General features: G+C 70.3%; 13 protein-coding genes. 6 read left to right on the top strand and 7 right to left on the bottom strand.

What is annotated here, in order from left to right:
- Positions 1 to 24 precede the first annotated feature (24 nt).
- Positions 25 to 618 (top strand): helix-turn-helix domain-containing protein, encoded by a 594-nt coding sequence (locus tag OG948_RS03270; protein ID WP_406293677.1) that lies wholly within the window; start codon positions 25 to 27, stop codon positions 616 to 618.
- Positions 619 to 667: 49 nt separating this feature from the next.
- Here the strand turns inward: OG948_RS03270 and OG948_RS03265 are convergent, their stop codons facing one another.
- The 7 genes from OG948_RS03265 to OG948_RS03235 form a co-directional block, all read right to left on the bottom strand.
- Entirely contained in the window at positions 668 to 2,185 is a 1,518-nt protein-coding gene (locus OG948_RS03265) for an FAD-dependent monooxygenase (protein WP_406293675.1), read from the bottom strand.
- A 71-nt stretch (positions 2,186 to 2,256) separates the two neighbouring features.
- The gene (locus OG948_RS03260; RefSeq protein ID WP_406293673.1) at positions 2,257 to 3,390 is read right to left on the bottom strand and encodes a zinc-binding alcohol dehydrogenase family protein; all 1,134 of its coding nucleotides are present in this window, start codon (positions 3,388 to 3,390) and stop codon (positions 2,257 to 2,259) included.
- 113 nt (positions 3,391 to 3,503) lie between these two features.
- Positions 3,504 to 4,442, bottom strand: coding sequence for a ketoacyl-ACP synthase III (locus OG948_RS03255; protein WP_406293671.1), 939 nt, complete (start codon positions 4,440 to 4,442; stop codon positions 3,504 to 3,506).
- A complete protein-coding gene (locus OG948_RS03250) occupies positions 4,439 to 4,687 on the bottom strand; it encodes a phosphopantetheine-binding protein (protein ID WP_406293669.1) in 249 nt (82 codons plus the stop codon). The genes OG948_RS03255 and OG948_RS03250 overlap by 4 nt, the downstream gene beginning before the upstream one ends.
- A 99-nt stretch (positions 4,688 to 4,786) precedes the next feature.
- Positions 4,787 to 5,035 carry a biotin/lipoyl-containing protein gene (locus tag OG948_RS03245; protein ID WP_406293667.1) on the bottom strand — a complete coding sequence of 83 codons (249 nt, stop codon included), beginning with the start codon at positions 5,033 to 5,035 and terminating at the stop codon, positions 4,787 to 4,789.
- Positions 5,032 to 6,012 (bottom strand): alpha-ketoacid dehydrogenase subunit beta, encoded by a 981-nt coding sequence (locus OG948_RS03240; RefSeq protein WP_406293665.1) that lies wholly within the window; start codon positions 6,010 to 6,012, stop codon positions 5,032 to 5,034. The genes OG948_RS03245 and OG948_RS03240 overlap by 4 nt, the downstream gene beginning before the upstream one ends.
- Positions 6,012 to 6,851: a thiamine pyrophosphate-dependent dehydrogenase E1 component subunit alpha gene (locus OG948_RS03235; protein WP_406293663.1), complete on the bottom strand. Its 840-nt coding sequence runs from the start codon at positions 6,849 to 6,851 to the stop codon at positions 6,012 to 6,014. Before OG948_RS03235 ends, OG948_RS03240 begins: the two co-directional genes overlap by 1 nt.
- Positions 6,852 to 7,495: 644 nt before the next feature.
- On the opposite strand from OG948_RS03235, the gene OG948_RS03230 reads away from it, so the two are divergent.
- The 5 genes from OG948_RS03230 (at position 7,496) to OG948_RS03210 (ending at position 18,860) form a co-directional block, all read left to right on the top strand.
- The gene (locus tag OG948_RS03230) at positions 7,496 to 7,711 is read left to right on the top strand and encodes an MbtH family protein (RefSeq protein WP_406293661.1); all 216 of its coding nucleotides are present in this window, start codon (positions 7,496 to 7,498) and stop codon (positions 7,709 to 7,711) included.
- A gap of 46 nt (positions 7,712 to 7,757) precedes the next feature.
- Positions 7,758 to 9,344, top strand: coding sequence for an amino acid adenylation domain-containing protein (locus tag OG948_RS03225; protein ID WP_406293659.1), 1,587 nt, complete (start codon positions 7,758 to 7,760; stop codon positions 9,342 to 9,344).
- A gap of 34 nt (positions 9,345 to 9,378) precedes the next feature.
- Positions 9,379 to 9,609, top strand: coding sequence for an acyl carrier protein (locus OG948_RS03220; RefSeq protein ID WP_406293657.1), 231 nt, complete (start codon positions 9,379 to 9,381; stop codon positions 9,607 to 9,609).
- Positions 9,610 to 9,856: 247 nt separating this feature from the next.
- Positions 9,857 to 11,044: an NAD(P)/FAD-dependent oxidoreductase gene (locus OG948_RS03215; protein WP_406293655.1), complete on the top strand. Its 1,188-nt coding sequence runs from the start codon at positions 9,857 to 9,859 to the stop codon at positions 11,042 to 11,044.
- A gap of 43 nt (positions 11,045 to 11,087) precedes the next feature.
- The gene (locus OG948_RS03210) at positions 11,088 to 18,860 is read left to right on the top strand and encodes an amino acid adenylation domain-containing protein (protein WP_406293654.1); all 7,773 of its coding nucleotides are present in this window, start codon (positions 11,088 to 11,090) and stop codon (positions 18,858 to 18,860) included.

Below are 18,860 nucleotides of genomic sequence, written 5' to 3'. Positions count from 1 at the left end.
TTGCCGTTTCGGCAAGCTGGTCCCATGGATTCTGCAATGGAAGACGTGCTCGACGCGGTCGGCCCGCGGCTGCGCGCGCTGCGGCGTGCCCGCGGTATCACCCTCGCCGATCTGTCCGCGACCACCGGAGTGTCGGAAAGCACCCTGTCTCGTCTGGAGAGCGGTCAGCGCCGGGCGACCCTGGAACTGTTGCTGCATCTGTCCCAGGTCTACGACGTCCCGCTGGACGATCTGGTGGGCGCTCCGCGCACCGGCGACCCGCGGATGCATCTGAAGCCGATTCGACGGTTCGGGATGACGTTCGTACCCCTGTCCCGGCGGCCGGGCGGAACGCAGGCCTTCAAGATGATCATTCCGGCACGCGCGGAGCCACTCGAACCGACCTTGCAGACGCACGAGGGATTCGAGTGGCTGTACGTGCTCAGTGGCACCCTGCGACTGGTGGTCGGAGAGCGCGATCTGACCGTCAAAGCGGATAATGCCGCCGAATTCGATACCTCTCTGCCGCACTGGCTGGGAAGCGCAGACGGCGGAGCGGTGGAGCTCCTCGTCCTGTTCGACATGCAGGGGGTGCGCGCCCACGTACAGGGAGATCGCACGACGCGGGCGCAGCCGTAGCCCACGTGGGTGAGGAGGACCGGACCACGCGGCAAACCGGCAGGTTTTCTCAGCTCTGTGCGACCGGGCCGAACCAGGTGGCGAGGGCGCTTCGGAGCGCCGGGATGTCCGGGGTGTCGCCCGTGGCGGCCACCCAGGCGACATGGCCGTCGGGGCGGATGAGGAGTGCGGCGGGGGCGGGGGTCTCGCCGCCGCCCGGGACCGGCCAGTGCTCGTCCTCGCTTTGCGCCTCGACGAGGTCGACGCGGTCGGCCCAGCCCTCGGCGGTCGCCGCCGGCTCGGCGCCGCCGCGCAGGTCGAGGAGCACGGGGCGGGCGGCGTGCAGCAGTTCGTGGACGCGGGTGGCGCCGTCGGGGGTCTTGAGGTCGGCGTCGGGGACCCGGCGGCCCGCCAGCGGGTGCTTGCCGGCGATCGGGTATCGGATGTCCAGGGCCGTGAGCATGCTGCACAGATGCCGATTGACGTCGTCGAACACGATGAGCGAGCCGAACACCTCGCGCAGCGCGTCCGTCTGCGGCCCGGGGCGGGTCAGCGCCGCCTGGGCCTGGGTGTTGCGCAGTACGCGCTCCGCGACCGGGTGGCGCTCGGCGTGGTAGCTGTCCAGCAGGCTCTCCGGCGCCCGGCCGTGCACCACCGAGGCGAGCTTCCAGCCGAGGTTGACCGCGTCCTGCACGCCCACGTTCAGCCCCTGCCCGCCGGCCGGGAAATGGATGTGCGCCGCGTCGCCCGCGAGCAGCACCCGGCCCTCCCGGTACCGGGAGGCCTGCCGTGCGGCGTCGCCGAACCGGGAGACCCAGCGCGGGCTGTGCATGCCCCAGTCCGTGCCCGCGAGCCTGATCAGCGACTCGCGGAGCTGCTCGAACGTCGCGGGTTCGTCGCGGTCCGCGACGTGGTCGTAGTTCGAGGTGATCACCCGATACCAGCCCGGCTCGAAGGCGATCACCGAGAAGTCACCGCGCGGAGTGCGCCGCGCCCAGATGTACTCCTCGGTCAGATCGGGGAGTTCGACGTCACCGATCATCGCGGTCATCGTCGCCGGAGTGCCGGGGAAGTCGATGCCCGCCAGTTTGCGCACCGTGCTGCGCCCGCCGTCGCAGCCCACGAGGTAGCGGGCGCGCAGTGTGGCGGACGCGGCCTCGGCCGTGCCCAGTTCGACCGTCACGCCGGCGTCGTCCTGGGCGATCCCGCGCACCTCCGACGACCGGCGCACCCGTACGCCGAGCTCGACGGCCCGTTCCTCCAGCAACCGCTCGATGGCGGACTGCAGGATCATCAGCGGGCGGGAGTGCCTGGACTCGAACTCGTCGAAATCCAGCCAGATTCCGGAGAAGTGGCCCACCGACTGCAATTCGCCGACGGCCATGAAGCGGTCCAGGATGCCGCGCTGGTCCAGCACCTCCAGGGTGCGGGCGTGTATGCCGCCGGCTCGCGACTCACCCGTGCGATCCGCGAGCCGCTCGACCACCAGCACGTCGACGCCCACCAGCGCCAGTTCGCAGGCGAGCATCAGGCCCGTCGGCCCGGCGCCCGCGATCACCACGTCCGCGTCCATGCCGGTGTGTCCCACGTCGCCTCCCTCTGATTTCACTGCGTCTCCAACATCGTCGAATCACCCCGACGGGCAACCGTTCGGGCCGGTCAGAGCGGGTTCACGCGGTACATCGGGAAGTACGACCCGATCCTGCCGTTCGCGTAGTCGTCGGCCAGTTCCGGCACCCGGTCGAAGTCGTAGACCACGTCCGACCCTTCCGGTGCGATCCAGCCCTCGGCCTCCTGGAAGTCCCGGATGCCCGGTGAGTCCGGCATCCGCCACACGTGCGTGTTCACGTGCAGGTGCCGGCTGATGCTCTCGGCGCCGCGCAGATGCGACAGGCGCATTCCCGCCTTCCAGCCGCACGTGGTGACGACGCCCTCGCGGGCCAGGGCGGTCAGGGTGACGTCGTACAGGGGCTCGCCGATGTTGTCCACGAAGATCGCCACCCCGTGGCCGTCGCTGAGCTCGCGGACCAGGCCCAGGAACTCCTCGACCGACTTCCGGCGCAGCCGATGCCGCTCGCGGTCCGCGCGTTCCTCCCGGGTGGGCAGCGAGAGGGCGGGGAACCGGCGGCGGTCCACCGCGGTGATGCCGTTCTCCCGCAGGAAGGCGACCCGTTCGTCCGAGCCCGCCGTCATCGCCACCCGGAATCCGGCCCGCTTGGCCAACATCAGCTCGGCGAAGGCCACGCCGCCGCCCCACCCGAACACCAGGTGGTTCGCCGGATCGTCGTCGGCGATCTGGGTGCGCCAACACCCGTACGCCTTCTGCCAGTTGTCCCAAGCGGTGAAGTAGCGCCCGTACGTGGCCCATTGCGCCAGCGAATACGGTGTGCCGTCCGGGAGCGGCAACAGCAGCCGGGCGTCCATCTTGGTCTGCTTGGCCAACAGGCCGATGGTGTCGGGGCAGTCGTAGGCGTAGGCGAGTTCGGCGTAGCCGAAGCGGTCGAGCCTGCCGAACGGCATGAGCAGGCACAGATCGCCTTCGCGGACCCGGACGTCCCGGCCGCCCGCGTTCACCTTGAGCACGCGCACCACGCCCAGATTGCCCAGGACCACCGCGTCCTCGCCGCGGCTGCTGCACACGTCGATCGGTGAACGGGCCAGCGCGTGGTCCATGTTGGCCTCCCAGGAGGCGAGGATCGGCTCCACCAGCGCCTCACCCTCCTCCAGCGGGCCGAAGGCGAACCGATCGCGGCGCAGCGCGTCGCCGAGTCCGCCGTCGTGTCGGCCGGTCACCGCACCGGAGTGCAGGACCCAGGCTTCTGGCGAGTAGATGACAACCTCCTGTGATTGAGCGGGCCGAGCGAGTTTCCCGGGTTGTCGGCGAGGTCGAAGAGTTGTGACCGCGGTCAGGGGGCCGTGACGGCCGGGACCCGGTAGTCCACCGAGACGCCGCCCCACGCCTCACCGGCGCCGTAGGCCACGGCCCCGAGTCGGCCCGCGGCGGGAAGGGAACCGGCGTCCAGTTCCTCGGCGAACGCCAGTGGGATCGTCGCGGACGACGTGTTCCCGGAGTTTTCGATCCGGTTCACGAACGGCACGCCGAGATGGGTGCCGACACTGCGAACCCGTTCCAGGATGCGGCCGTTCGCCTGGTGGCCGACCACGACGGTCGGCGCGGGGCCGTGGTCGAAGAGGTACTGCGCCGACTCCGACATCCGGCGCACGGCGCGGTCGAACACCTGCATCCCCTCGAGATGGATGCCGCCCTCGTCGGTCTCGCGCATGAGCGCCGTCTGGGAGCCGTCGCAGCCCGCGACCCGGCAGAAGCCCGCGAACTCCGCGCGGTCCTCCAGCAGGACGGCCGCCGAGCCGTCGCCGAAGAGGCACGCGGTCTGCCGGTCGGTACGGTCCACCATCCGGGACATGGCCTCCACCGAGCACAGCAGCACCGACCGCCCCGGTTCGGCCTCGCACAGCGAGAGCCCGGTGACCAGCCCGTACACGAAGCCGCAGCAGGCCGCGTTCATGTCGAAGGTCAGCACCGAGGGCCCCAGCCCGACGAGTTGCGCCACCTGCTGCGCGATACCCGGTACGCGCTGCCGCGTCGAGGTGCTCACCACGATCAGCGCGCCGATCGAGGAGGGGGCGGGCATCCTGGTCACGATCGGCGCGCACGCCTCCGCCGCCACGTCCGCGAGCGAGGTCTCGTCCGGCAGCCAGGAGCGGAACGCGATGCCGCTGCGGCGCCGGATCCACTCGTCCGTGAGACCGATCGACGCGAAGTGGTCGTTGTCGATCCTGCGGCCCGGCTTCGCGATGGCGATGTCGACGATGCCCGCGCTCATCCCCGGTTCGCCAGCTTCACGAAATAGGTGCTGAAGTCCTCCAGGAAGGCGAAGCCCGCGGTCTCCTTCAGGTCGCCCTTGACCTGGAACTCGCTCTCCAGCTGTTGGTGCAGTTCGACCAGGTCGAGGGAGTCGAGGTCGAGATCGGCGACCGGCCGGGCCAGGTCGTCGGGCCCCAACGCCGGGTCGCGCTCGCGCAGTTTGGCCAGCATGGTATCCGCGATACGGCTTTCGATGTCGCTCATGGGTCCTCTCCGTTCAGGTGACCGGATCCTTGGATCCGGGGCGTGGGGAGACCGGTGCCGCGACATCGGCCGCGGCACCGGGCGTGTCCCGGGCGTGTCCTAGCCGGCCGCCAACCGATACAGCACGTCACCGGATTTGAGGATCGTGCCGACCGTCGCGGAGTGGGCCGTGACCCGTCCGCCGCGCTCCGCCTCGATCTCCGTGCTCGCCTTGTCGGTCTCGACGACCGCGATGACGTCCCCCCGCTCGACCCGGTCGCCGACACCGGCGACCCACTCGATCAGCAGGGCTTCGCCGAGGCCGTGCCCGAACTCGGGAACCTGCATGTCCTCGGAGGAGTCGCTCACTTCGTCATCACCAGCACCTCGTCCTTGATCTCCTGCACACCGATCAGATAGTCCATCTCGAAGTCCGCCGGCGGATGGATGCGGCGATCGGGCGCCAGCCGGCGCACCGGGGCACGCAGCGTGTGGAAGCCGTGTTCGGCCACCGACGCGGCGATCTCGGCACCGATGCCGACGTCCTTCGTCGCCTCGTGCACGATGAGCAGCCGCCCGGTGCGGGCGACGGACGCCAGGACCGTGTCCATGTCGAGCGGGGCGACCCAGCGCAGGTCGATCACCTCGACGTCGACGTCGGGGGCGAGCGCGTGCGCCGCCTCCAGCACCTCGTGGGTGATCGCGCCGAACGTGGCGATCGTCAGATCCGTGCCACGCCGTACGATCCGGGCCGCGGTCGGCGAGCTCGCCGGTTCGGGGTCCCGGGTGGGCGTGTCCCGCCGCCAGTACAGGCGGATCGGCTCGTACATCACCACGGGCGAACCGAGGGTCACCGCGTACCGCAGGATCTGGTCGGCGTCCTCGCCCGTGGAGGGGCACGCCACCGAGATGCCCGGGAAGTGGGCGAAGAGCGCCTCGTTGGACTCGCCGTGGTGCTCGACGCTCCGGAACCCGCTGCCGGTGGGGATTCGCACCACCAGACTCGGGTTCACCTGCCCGTTCCACCGGTGGCCGATCCGGGCCGCCTGGGTCACCAATTGGTTCACCGCGGGGAAGACGAAGCCGTCGAACTGGATCTCGCAGACCGGCACCAGCCCACTCATGGCCATGCCGACGGCCTGGCCGACGATGGTGGACTCGGCCAACAGCGAGTCGCGTACCCGATCCTCGCCGAAGCGTTCGTGCAGACCCCGGGTCACCCGGAATACGCCGCCCAGGCGTCCGATGTCCTCGCCGAGCAGCAGCAGTCGCGGATCCTGTTCGAGCAGGTCGGCGAGGGTCGCGTTGATCGACTCCGCCAGGCCGGCGGACCGTACGGTGCCCATTACGTGTACTCCTTTATCAACCGCTCGCACAGCTCCCGCACTTCCGCGTCGACGGCGTCGAGCCACGCGGTGTCCACCAGGCCCAGGCCGCTCAGCCGGTCCCGGTAGGCGGTCACCGGGTCCGCGGCCTTGGCCCGCGCGATGTCGTCGCGGGTGCGGTACGCCTCCTGGGCGTCGGAGGTCGTGTGCCCGCGGATGCGACCCACCTGGATCTCGACGAGATAGGGCGCCCGCTCGGCGCGGATGTGGCCGGTGGCCCGGGAACAGGCGGCGAAGACGGTTTCCGGGTCCCCACCCGAAAGCCGGACGGACTCGATGCCGAAACCCCGGGCGCGCTCGGCCACCGAGGTGCGCATCTGCTCCTCGGCCGGTTTCGAGATGGCCCAGCCGTTGTTCTGGCAGACGAACAGCACGGACGCCGAGTCGACGGCGGCCAGGTTCATCGCCTCCGACATGTCGCCCTCGCTGGTGGCCCCGTCGCCCACGTACACGACGACCAGGTCCTCCCGCCCCTGCAACCGTTGTGCGATCGAGTAGCCGACGCCGTGCAGCGTCTGCGCCGCCAGGACCACGGTGGCGGGGAAGTATCGCGTCCGGTGCGGGTCCCATCCACAGAACGTGCGCCCGGCCCACTGCGCGAGCAGCTCGTCCGGTGCGACACCGCGGATGAGGGCGACCGCGTGCTCGCGGTACGTGGGAAAGACCGCCGCGGCCGGGCCCACGGCGAGCGCGGAGCCCACCTGTGCGGCCTCCTGCCCCTGGCAGGACGGCCAGAGGATCAGCGCGCCCTGCTTCTGGAGTCGATGGGCCTCCTCGTCGATGCCTCTGGCCACCAGCATGTGGCGCAACAGCGACCGTCGTGTGTCGTCGTCTGGGGCTGTTTCGTACTCGGATTCTGACTTCAAGACCATTGATCACCAGTCGCAGGTTCGTCGATGAGGTTTGTGTCGAACACCGTCGCGCAGCGGCGACCGCGCTCGGGGTGGGGCCTTTCCGACGTTTCTCCACTCGGGAGACCAGGCCTCGGCGGGCCGCGCGAGTCGGTAATCGACTGCGCGCTCTCGATCGCCCAGGCGGGAGGGGATTGGCTGAACCCGAATTCGAGCAGGCCCGTCCACGGGCCGACGCTCGGTCATGGTGGCACAGAATTCGGTGCGGTACAGGGCGATACAGGTCCGGGCGGATGACCGTGAGGTGAGCGATCATCCGGCATTGTGGCGTCGACGGTCGAGTCCTACGGTGTGGTGTCGGCAGGCCGAGTCGGCTGCGGATGCCGGGTGTCCTGTCGACAGGACGACACCGAACGGTGAACCCGCGCCCGGCCCCGGCGATGGGCAATTCCGAGTCGCCTCATGGTGGTCGGGGGTCGCCCGGACCCCGGCGAATTGCAATCCTGAGTTGCCCCGAGATGCTCGGGGGTCGCTCGGTCCTGAAGTTTTCCAATCCCGAGTCATGTCGTGACGATTCGATAAGGACGGTGCCGGTGAGTACAAACCCCTTCGACGACGAGGACGGCCGTTTCCACGTCGTGGTCAACGACGAGGAACAGCACTCCCTGTGGCCGGTGTTCGCGGAGGTTCCGGCGGGCTGGCGGGTGGTCTTCGGCGAGGCGGCCAGGGCCGACTGCCTGGAGTACGTCGAGCGGAACTGGACCGATATGCGCCCGAAGAGCCTGCAGGAGGCCATGGCGGCGGACTGATCGAGTCCGTCGAGGAGACGCCCACCCGTCACATCGGAGTCAGTTGATGATCCTTCAGGGAAAGCGGGTGGCCCTGCCCTCGGCGCCCGTCGTCCACAGACAGTTCGAGGCACACGCGAAAGCCACCCCCGACGCCGTCGCCGTCTTCTGCGCCGGACGGCAGGTGACGTACGCGGAACTGGACGCCCGGGCCAACCGGTTCGCGCACTTCCTCATCGCGCGCGGACACGGCCGCGGCTCGAAGGTCGGCGTCTGCCTCGACTACTCGATCGACATCGTGGTCGCCATCCTCGGCACGCTGAAGGCGGGCGCGGCCTATGTGCCGCTCGACCCGGCCTACCCGGCGGCGAGACTGCGACTGCTGCTGGGGCAGGTCCCCGATCTCGCCTTGATCGTGGCCTCCCCGGTGACGGCCGAGTTGGTCGAGTCGTCGGCCGTCGAGGTCGTCGTCCTCGAGGAGTTGTCCGAGCACCTCGACACGCTCCCGACCACCGGCCCCGACGTCCCGGTCACCGGGGACGACGTGTGCTACGCGGTCTTCACGTCCGGATCCACCGGTACGCCGAAGCTGACCGCGGTGCGCCACGAGGGTTGGTTCAACCTGCTGAACTGGCTGATGCTCGAGTACGGCCTGCACCGCGGGTCGCACAACCTGGTCGTCAGCGCGTTCGGGTTCGACCTCTCCCAACGCAGCCTGATGATGCCGTTGTTCTGCGGCGCCACCCAGTACCTGATGGCGAGCCGGAACTTCGACGCCGCGATGGCCTACGGCATGCTGAAGCGGCACGGGATCCGTACGGTGCACTGCGCCTCCAGCACGCTGTACCTGCTGGTGGACTGGGAGAGCGCGCGCGGAGGCGAGGCGCTCACCCGGCTGGACTACGTGCTCTTCGGCGGCGAGCCGCTGCACGCGGAACGGCTCACCGACTGGGCGCGGCGCGAGGGGAACACGTGCACCCTCCTGCACCAGTACGGCGTCGCCGAGTGCACGGATGTCGCGTCGTCGTACGACCTCGCCGACTACCGGCCCGGCGAACACGAGATCGCGCCGGTCGGCAGGCCGGCGTACAACACCGATCTCCACCTCGTCGACGCGGACATGCGCGGTGTCGGGGCGGGAGAGTACGGCGAGATCTGCATCTCCGGAACCAGCGTCGGCGCCGGCTACCTCAACGGCACGGGTCCCGAATCCGAGCGGTTCACGACGATCGTGGTCGACGGCGAGCCGCGCAGGCTGTACCGCACGGGCGACCGAGGCCACGTCAACGAGGACGGAGACCTGGTCGTCGCCGGCCGGATGGACGCGCAGGTCAAGGTGCGGGGCATGCGCATCGACCCCACCGACATCGAGCGCGCGCTCGGCAGGCTGGCCGGAGTCAGGCAGGCCGCCGTGGTGACCAGGTACACCGACGCCGGCGAGGCCGAACTGATCGCGTTCGTCGTCCCGTCGGGGGACGATCTCGCCGAGAACGACGTGCGCGCCGGCCTGCTGGAGACGTTGCCGCGGAACATGGTGCCGGCCGGGTTCATCAACATCCCGCGGATTCCGCTCAGTCCGCACGGGAAGGTGGACCGGGCGGCGCTGGTCGACGCGTGCCGGAACCGGTACGCCGACAGCGGCACCTCGGCATAGTCGACGGACCTTGATGACAACCGAGAGGACTGTGATGATTGCCGAGCGAGTACGCGCCATCTGGTGCCGGGAACTTCAGCGCGACGACATATCCGTCGACGACAACTTCTTTGCCCTGGGCGGTCAGTCCGTGATTATGGCCAGGATCCAGGGCGCTTTCATCGAGGAGCTGGACGTCGAGGTCCCGGCGGACCAGATGTACCTCAATCCGACGGTGGCGTCGATTTCCGCGTACATCGAATCCATGGGCGCGGTAACCCAGTAGCTTCGGGCGACTTCACAGGGACGGGCGGGCGGGAACGGCCGGTTCCCGGTGACCGTTCCTCGGGACCGATTACATCGGGCCGATACGGCGCCGGGTGTATTTCTCCCGCCGATTCGGAACGGTGGGCATCACATTCGTGTTCTGCGGTGGTCGTTTCGGCCGCCGCATCGGCGGTGTGCTCGGGCAAGGCGACAATTCCGGCTGCGGCCGCGTCGGGATCCATAAACCACTTGGCAAGAGAGGCGCCATGTACGACGTAATTGTCATAGGTGCCCGTTGTGCGGGTTCGCCGGCGGCCATGTTGTTCGCGCAGCAGGGATATCGCGTCCTGCTCCTGGAGAAAGCGCGTTTCCCGCAGGACACCCTGTCCTCGCACTACATCCACCAGCCGGGCGTGGCGCTGCTCGGTCGATGGGGGTTGCTCGACAAGCTGCGCGACACGGGCTGCGCGCCGATCAACCAGGAGAGCTACCAGGGGCCCGGCGTCCGGCTGGACGGCTTCTCCCTGCCGGTCGACGGCTACCGGACGACCTACGCGCCCAGGCGGTTCGTGCTCGACCCGATCCTCGCGGACGGTGCCGTGGCGGCCGGTGTGGAGTTTCGGGAATCCTGCGCGGTCACCGACCTGGTGTTCGAGGACGACCGGGTCGTCGGGGTGCGGTACAGCACGCCCGGCGGCGCCGAGGCGACGGATCGGGCTCGGCTGGTGGTCGGCGCGGACGGCATGCGATCGCTGGTGGCCCGCAAGGTCGGTGCGCCGAACGTCGTCGAGCACCCGCGGATGAGCTGCGTCTACTACAGCTACTGGGCCGGGGTTCCCGCGGGCTTCGAGCTGTACGAGCGCCCGGGGCGCTGGATCGCCACTCTCCCCACCAACGACGATCTCACGCTGATCATGACCTACTTCCCGCAGGACGAGTTCACCAAGGTCCGCACCGCGGTGGAACCCGCCTACCTGGAGGCCGTCCGCTCGACCAGCCCCGAGTTGGCCGAGCGCATGTCGGCAGGCAAGCGCGTGGAGCAGATGTACGGCACCGGGCACCAGGAGAACTACTTCCGCAAGGCCTACGGGCCCGGGTGGGTGCTGCTCGGTGACGCGGTGCACCACAAGGACTCCATCACGGCGCGCGGCATCACCGACGCCTTCATCCAGGCGCAGTCGCTCACCGACCGCATCGGGGAGCGGCTGCACGACGACACCGCGCTCAAGGCGGCGCTGCGGCGCTACGAGAACGACCTGACCGACAACTTCCTCAACCTCTACCAGGGCGTGCTCAACGTGGCCGAGCTCAAGCCCGAGGGGCGGACGGAGATGTTGCGGAAACTGGTCGGTCACCAGGAGTTGATCGACCGGTACTTCTCGACGGTGTCGGGCGCGTGCACCTTGGACGACTTCTACAACGCCGACCTCTTGACGGTGCTCGATCAGAACTGAGTGGCGGATTGCTTCCCGGTAGTTCTGCCGATTTGGAGACACAATGATCCCGTTGTCGTTCGCGCAGCGTCGGCTGTGGTTCGTGGACCGGTTCGAAGGCCCGTCGCCGACCTACAACGGCGCTTTCGCCCTGCGGCTGACCGGTGAGCTGAGCGTGGCTGCGCTGGAGTCGGCGCTCCGCGATGTCATCGACAGACACGAGGTCCTGCGCACGGTGATCGTCGAGGACGACGACGGGGTCCCGTACCAGCAGGTGCTGCCCTTCGATCGCAAGCCGTTCGACCTGCCGGTGGTCGAGGTTGCCGAGGCGGAACGGGCGGCGGTGGTCGAGGAGATGGCGGGCGAGTGCTTCGACCTGGCCGCCGACATGCCGATCCGGGCCAAGTTGGTGCGGTGCGGGCCGCGCGAGCACACCCTGGTGCTGGTGGCACACCACATCGCGGTGGACGGCGAGTCCTTCGGGCCGTTGTTCCGCGACTTCACCACGGCCTTCGCGGCCCGCCGACAGGGCAGGGCCCCGGCGTGGGAGCCGCTGCCGGTGCAGTACGCGGACTACACGCTGTGGCAGCGCGACCTGCTCGGCGACGAGTCCGACCCGGACAGCCTGGCGGCCCGCCAACTGGAGTACTGGCGCGAGAACCTGGCCGATCTGGCCCAGCCGCTGGCGATACCCACCGATCGTCCGCGCCCGAAGGCGATGAGCAGCCGCGGTGACGTGGTGCCCTTCTCCATCGACGCCGACCTGCTCCGGTCGGTGGAGAAGCTGGCCGCGCAGGCGGACACCACGATCTCGATGGTCATGCACTCCGCGCTGGCGGTGCTCCTGCACCACCTCGGCTGCGGTGACGACGTGCCCATCGGCGCACCGATCGCGGGTCGTACCGACGAGGAACTGCGGGACCTCGTGGGCTTCTTCGTCAACACCTGGGTGCTGCGCGTCGACCTCTCCGGGAACCCGACCTTCGGCGAACTGCTCCAGCGGGTGCGGGACCGGGCCCTCGCCGCGTACGACAACCAGGACATGCCGTTCGAGCGGTTGGTGGAACTGCTGAACCCGGACCGGTCCACCGCCTACCGCCCGTTCTTCCAGGTGATGCTCTCCTGGCAGCCGCCCGTGCCGGATCTGGAACTGCCGGGCCTGGAGGTGCGGGCCGAGAAGCTCGAGACCAACACGGCCAAGTTCGACCTGTTCTTCGACATGCTCCCGAACGGCTCGGGCGAGGCGGACTGCCGGCTGGAGTACGGAACCGACCTGTTCGACCGGGACACGGCCGAGGGCATCGCGAACCGGTTCGTGCGGGTGCTGGGCCGGCTGGTGGCCGACGCGGGGAGCAGGATCGGCGGCCTCGACGTGCTCGACGAGGCCGAGCGGGACCGGGTGCTCGTCCGGTTCAACGACACCGCCACGGAGGTGTCCGAGCTGACGATCCCGGAGTTGTTCGAGAGCCGGGTGGCCATGACGCCGGACACCCCGGCGATCGTGTGCGACGACCGGACGCTGACCTATCGGGAGCTCGACGACCGGGCGAACGCCGTCGCGTGGGAGCTGATCCGGCGCGGTGCCGGCCCGGAAGACCTGGTGGTGCTGGCGTTGCCGCGCACCGAGGACCTGGTGGTCGGCCTGCTCGGGATCCTCAAGTCCGGTGCCGGGTACCTGCCGATGGACCCGCAGTACCTCGGCGGGCGAGCGGCGAGCGTGCTCTCCGAAGCGGCTCCGCGGTTCGCGGTCACCGACACCGAGACGTGGCGGGACCTGCCGCGCAACGACATCGCGACGATCGACCTGGACCACCGCGCGGACTGGGACTCGCCCGAGGGAGCGCCGGACGACACGAGCCGGATCTCGCCGCTGGCTCCGGACAACCTGGCGTACGTCATGTACACCTCCGGTTCCACGGGCAAGCCCAAGGGTGCCGCGATCACCCACCGCAGTGTCGTCAACGGCGTGCGGGAGCTGGTGCGCGTGCTGGACGCGCCGCCCGGTTGGCGGATGCTCGCCGGCACCTCGGTGAACTTCGACGTCTCGGTCTTCGAGCTGCTGACCACCCTGTCCACCGGCGGCACGGCCGAGGTGGTGCCGAACGCGCTGGTGCTCGGCGAGCGGGACACCTGGGCCGGCGACGTGATCAGCGCGGTTCCCTCGGTGCTCGGGGAACTGGTCGGCCAACTGGGGAAGACGACCGGCGTCCGTACCGTCGTCTTCGCGGGTGACGTGCTCCCGGCCCGACTGGTACGGCAGGTGCGCGAGGCGCTGCCGGGCGTGCAGGTGGTGAACTCCTACGGGCAGAGCGAGAGTTTCTACGCCACCACGTTCTCCCTCGCGGCGTCCGAGGAATGGGCGGAGAGCGAGGTCGCGCCGATCGGCACCCCGCTGGGGAACATGCGCGCCTACGTGCTGGGCCCGGGACTGGTCCCGGCGCCGCAGGGCGTGATCGGCGAGCTGTACGTGGTGGGCACCTGCCTCGGCCGCGGCTACCACGGCCGCCCGGGCCAAACCGCCGAGCGGTTCGTGGCGAACCCCTTCGGCCCCGCCGGCGAGCGGATGTACCGCACCGGCGACCTGGCCCGCTGGAACGCGCGCGGGCAACTGGAGTGCGTCGGCCGCAGCGACGGCCAGGTGAAGGTGCGCGGCTTCCGGATCGAGACGGCCGAGGTCGAAGCGGCGTGCGAGTCGCACCCCGGGATCAGCCAGGCGGTGGTGGTCAGCCGGGAGGTGCCCTCGGGCGGGCGGCGGCTCGTCGCGTACGTGGTGCACACGGGCGGGGAAGCCGTCGGTGACGACGGCGCCGGCGGCATCGGCGACGTGGACGTGCAGTCCGGTGCCTCGGCCGCCGAACTGCGCAGGTTCGTCGCGGCACGACTGCCCGACTACATGGTGCCGTCGGCCTTCGTGGTCCTGGGCCGGATGCCCTACGGGCCGACCGGCAAGCTGGACCGGTCGGCGCTGCCCGAACCGGAGTTCGTCGGCGAGACCTACCAGGAGCCGCGCACCGAGGCCGAGGCGATCATCACCGCGGCCTACGCGGACGTGCTCGGTGTCGAACGGGTCGGCATCGACGACGACTTCTTCGCGGTGGGCGGGGACAGCCTGCGGTCGATCCAGGTGGTGGCCCGGGCCCGGGCCCGGGGCCTGGAGCTCACCACGCGGGAGATCTTCGAGTGCCGCACGGCGGCCCGGCTGGCCGAGGTGGCCTCCGCCCACGGGGACCGGATGCCCGTGCTCGCCGAGGACGAGGGCGGCGGCGTCGGCCCGATGCCGTTGCAGCCGGTGGCGCGCCAGGTGTTCGAGCACGGCGGCGGCACGAATCGGTTCGCCATGGCGCTGGCGCTGGAGTTGCCCGCGGACATCGACGCGAACGCATTGGCCGCGACGCTGGACGCCGTACTCGACCGGCACGACCTGCTGCGCGCACAGTTGGTGCGCGGCGACGAACCCTCCCTCGTCGCGCGTCCACCGGGCACCGTGCGAGCGGCGGACCTGATCCGCCGGGTCCCGTGCGACGGTCGGTGGGAGGACCCGTCCCTGCTCGACCGGGCGAAGACGGAGCTGGACGAGGCGACCGGGCGACTGGACCCGGAAGCCGGGACCATGGCGGAATTCGTCTGGTTCGCCGCGGATTCGGGCGCGGGTCGGCTGCTCGTGGTGCTGCACCACCTGGTGGTGGACGGCGTCTCCTGGCGGATCCTGATGTCGGACCTCGCCGAGGCGTGGCAGCAGGTCCGCTCCGGCCGCACGCCCGAGCTGCCCGCGGTGGGGACCTCGGCCCGCCGCTGGGCGTCGGCGCTGCAGGCCGAGGCGCTCACCGCGGAGCGGGAAGCGGAACTCGCCTTGTGGCGGGACATGCTCGCCGCGCCGAACCCCCCGCTGGGCACCCGGGCCTTCGATCCGGCGGTCGATGTGATGTCCACGCTCGACGACGTGCGGGTGCACCTGCCCGCCGACGTCACCGAGGCGGTACTGACCAGGCTCCCCGCGGCGTTCAAGGGCACCGGGACGGACGTGCTGCTCGCCGCGCTCGCCCTGGCGGTGAACCGGTGGCGCGGCGCGGACCGCTCGACCCTGATCCGGCTGGAGGGGCACGGCCGCGAGGAAGCCGTCGTCCCCGGGGCCGACCTGTCCCGGACCGTCGGGTGGTTCACCAGCATGTACCCCGCCCGGGTCGACGTGCGAGGCGTGGACCCGGCCGACGTGCTCGCCGGCGGCCCCGCCGCCGGGCAGGCGATCAAGCTGGTCAAGGAACAACTGCGCGCGATCCCGGACAAGGGTTTGGGCTACGGACTGCTGCGTCACCTGAACCCGGAGACCGCCGAGCAGCTCGCCGAACTCCCGGTACCGCAGCTCGGGTTCAACTACCTCGGCCGGCTTTCCGACGCCGACGTACCCGAACACCTGCGCGCGCACGGATGGGGACCGGCCTCCTGGTCCGCCGAGCTGATCCCGGCGCCCGACCCGGACCTGCCCGCGCTGTCCGCGCTGGAGGTCAACGCGGTCGTCACGGACACCCCCGAGGGCGCCCGGTTGCAGGCGGTCTTCATGTTCCCCACCGGGGTGTTGTCCCGCGAGCGCACCGCCGAACTGGCCGACCTGTGGGTCGAGGTGCTGCACGGCATGGCCCGCTACGCCGCGCACCCGGAGATCGGCGGGCTGACGCCCTCGGACACCCCGCTGGTCTCGGTGCGGCAGGACGAGATCGAGACCTGGGAGGCGCGGCACGGCCGGCTGACCGAGGTATGGCCGATGCCCCCGGCGCAGTCCGGCATCCTGTTCCAGGCCGCGCTCGCCGACGGCACCTTCGACGTCTACCACATGCAGTTCGTGCTGCACCTGTCCGGGCACGTGGACCCGGCGCGCATGCGAACGGCCGGACAGGCGCTGCTCGGGCGGTACCCGAACCTGCGCTCCGCGTTCGTCACCGAAGCCGGCGGCGAACCGGTGCAGGTGGTGCCGGAACACGTGCCCATGCCGTGGCGGCACATCGACCTGACCGGTCTCGGCGACGCCGAACAGGACGCGGCGCTGGACGGGTTCCTCGCCGAGGACCGGGCCGACCAACTCGATCCCACCCGGCCGCCGCTGATCCGGCTGGCTCTGCTCACCTGCGGGCCGCAGCGGGCGAAACTGGTCATCACCGCGCACCACGCCCTGTTCGACGGCTGGTCGTCGCCGCTGGTGATCACGGATCTGATCCGGTTGTACTCCGGGGCCCGCGACCTCGCCCCGGTCCGCAGCTACGGTGACTACCTGGCCTGGCTGACCGCCCAGGATCGGGAGGCCTCGGCCGCCCGATGGGCCGCCGAGCTCGCCGGATTCGACCAGCCGACCCTGGTGGCCCCGAACACCCCCTTCCAGGAGGCGGCGTCCGCCCTGGGACGGGTCGAGGTACCGCTGTCGATCGACAAGGGACGTGAACTCGCCCGGCGCGCCGCGGAACTCGGGGTCACGCTGAACACGCTCCTGCAGGCCGCGTGGGCGATCCTGCTCGCGAAGCTGACCGGGCAACGCGACGTGGTGTTCGGCGCCGCCGTCAACGGTCGCCCGGCGGACCTGCTCGGTTCGGACGAGATGGTCGGCCTGTTCATCAACACCCTGCCGATCAGGGTGTTCTGCGGACCGGACGACAGCGTGGCCCGGGTCGTCACCGAGCTCCAGCAGCGGCAGACCGCGCTGCTCGACCACAACTACCACGGGCTGGCCGACATCCAGCGCGGCGTCGGGCTGCCCGCCCTGTTCGACACGATCGTGGTGTTCCAGTCCTACCCGATCGACCGCGAGGGCATGGTCGAGGCGAACACCTCGGCAGGCTTCACGATCGACGCCATCCGGCCGTTCGCGGGCTCGCACTACCCGCTCACCCTCAACGCCTCCGACCCCTACCTGCGGCTCTCCCTCGACTACCAGAACAACCTGTACGACCGTGACGCGGCCGAGGTGATCGCCGCCCGACTCGTCCGAGTGCTGGAGCAGGTGCTCGCCGACCCGACCGCGCCGGTCGGCGCCCTCGAGGTGCTGACGCGGGAGGAGCGGGACCGACTGGTACGGCGGGTCAACGACACCGGGCACCCGGTGGCCGCGGACACCCTGCCGGGCGCGTTCGAGGCCCGGGTGGCGCGCGACCCCGACCGAGTGGCATTGATCGGTGAGCACGAGACGCTGACCTACCGGGAGTTCAACCGGCGTGCCAATCAGCTCGCGCATTGGCTGGTGGTGCAGGGCGCCGGCCCGGAACGGCCGGTCGCGGTGCGGATCCCTCGCTCCGTGGATCTGATGGTGGCGATCTACGCGGTGGTCAAGGCGGGGGCGGCCTACCTGCCGGTGGACGTCGACCTGCCCGCGGACCGGGTGCGGCACGTGCTGGACGGCGCCGAGCCGCTGCTGGTGCTCGACGGGGCGCTCCCGGACGTGTCCGGATACCCGGTGGTGAACCCGGAACGGGTGTTGTCGCCGGACAACGCCGCGTACGTCATCTACACCTCCGGGTCCACCGGTGGTCCCAAGGGTGTGCAGGTCTCGCACCGGTCGATCATGAACCGGTTGAAGTGGGGTCTGGCGCACTTCGACGTCGGCGTCGAGGACCGGGTGCTGCTCAGCACGTCGGCGAGCTTCGACGTGTCGGTGCCCGAGCTGTTCGCCCCCTTGCAGGTCGGAGCGGCCGTGGTGATCGCGCGGCCGGACGGGCGCCGCGATCCGGCGTACCTGGCCGAATTGATCCGCCGGGAGCGGGTGACCGGCGCGGACTTCGTGCCCTCCCTGCTGGAGGCGTTCGTTGCCGAACCCTCGGCCAAGCAGTGCACGAGCCTGCGCTGGATCGAGGTCGCCGGCGAGGCGTTCCCGGCCGCGCTGGCGAACCGGGTCGTCGAACTGCTGCCGGATTGCGGCGTGCACAACCTCTACGGCCCCACCGAGGCGGCGGTCGAGGTCACCGCATGGCAGCACGTGCCCGGTGCGGACCGGGTGCCGATCGGCGCACCGGTGTGGAACACCCAGGTGTACGTGCTGGACGCGGCGCTGCGCCCGGTCCCGCCCGGGGTCGCCGGTGAGCTGTACCTGGCCGGTGCCGGGCTCGCCAGGGGCTACCTCGGGCAGCCGGAGCTGACCGCGAACCGCTTCGTGGCCTGTCCGTACGGGGAACCGGGGACCCGGATGTACCGCACCGGGGACCTGGTGCGGTGGAACCCGGACGACCAGGTCGAGTACATCGGCCGCACCGACTTCCAGGTCAAGATCCGCGGCTTCCGGATCGAGCTGAGCGAGGTGGAGGCGGCGCTGACCGCGCACCCGGACGTCGAGCACGCGGTGGTCGTGGTGCGCGAGGAACGCGCCGGTGACCAGCGGCTGGTCGCGTACGTGGTGCCGGGCAGCGGCAAGGCGCAGGCGGCGGACCTGGACATCGCCGCCCTGACGGAGCTGGCCCGGGAGCGGTTGCCGGAATACATGGTCCCTTCGGCGATCGTGCCGCTCGCCGAGTTCCCCGTGACACCGAGCGGGAAGCTCGACCGCAAGGCGCTCCCCGCACCCGACCGAGCCGAGGCCGCGACCGGACGAGGGCCGCGCAACCACACCGAGGAAGTGCTCTGCCGGCTGTTCGCCGAGCTGCTCGATGTGCCGGAGGTCGGCATCGACGTCGACTTCTTCGCGCACGGTGGGCATTCGCTGCTGGCCACCCGGCTGACCGGGCGCATCCGCAGCGAACTCAACGTCGACGTGAAGGTCACGACGGTGTTCCGCAATCCGACCGTCGCCCAGTTGGCGGTCGGGCTGGAGAAGCTCGCCACGTCGAAACGCCCCCAGCTGCGACAGATGAAGGTGCAGGAGTAA

This window comes from Embleya sp. NBC_00888 (assembly GCF_045207655.1).
Classification (GTDB): Bacteria; Actinomycetota; Actinomycetes; order Streptomycetales; family Streptomycetaceae; genus Embleya.
Note: the sequence above shows the minus strand (reverse complement) of the source record. Positions and strands in the feature narration are given on the sequence as shown.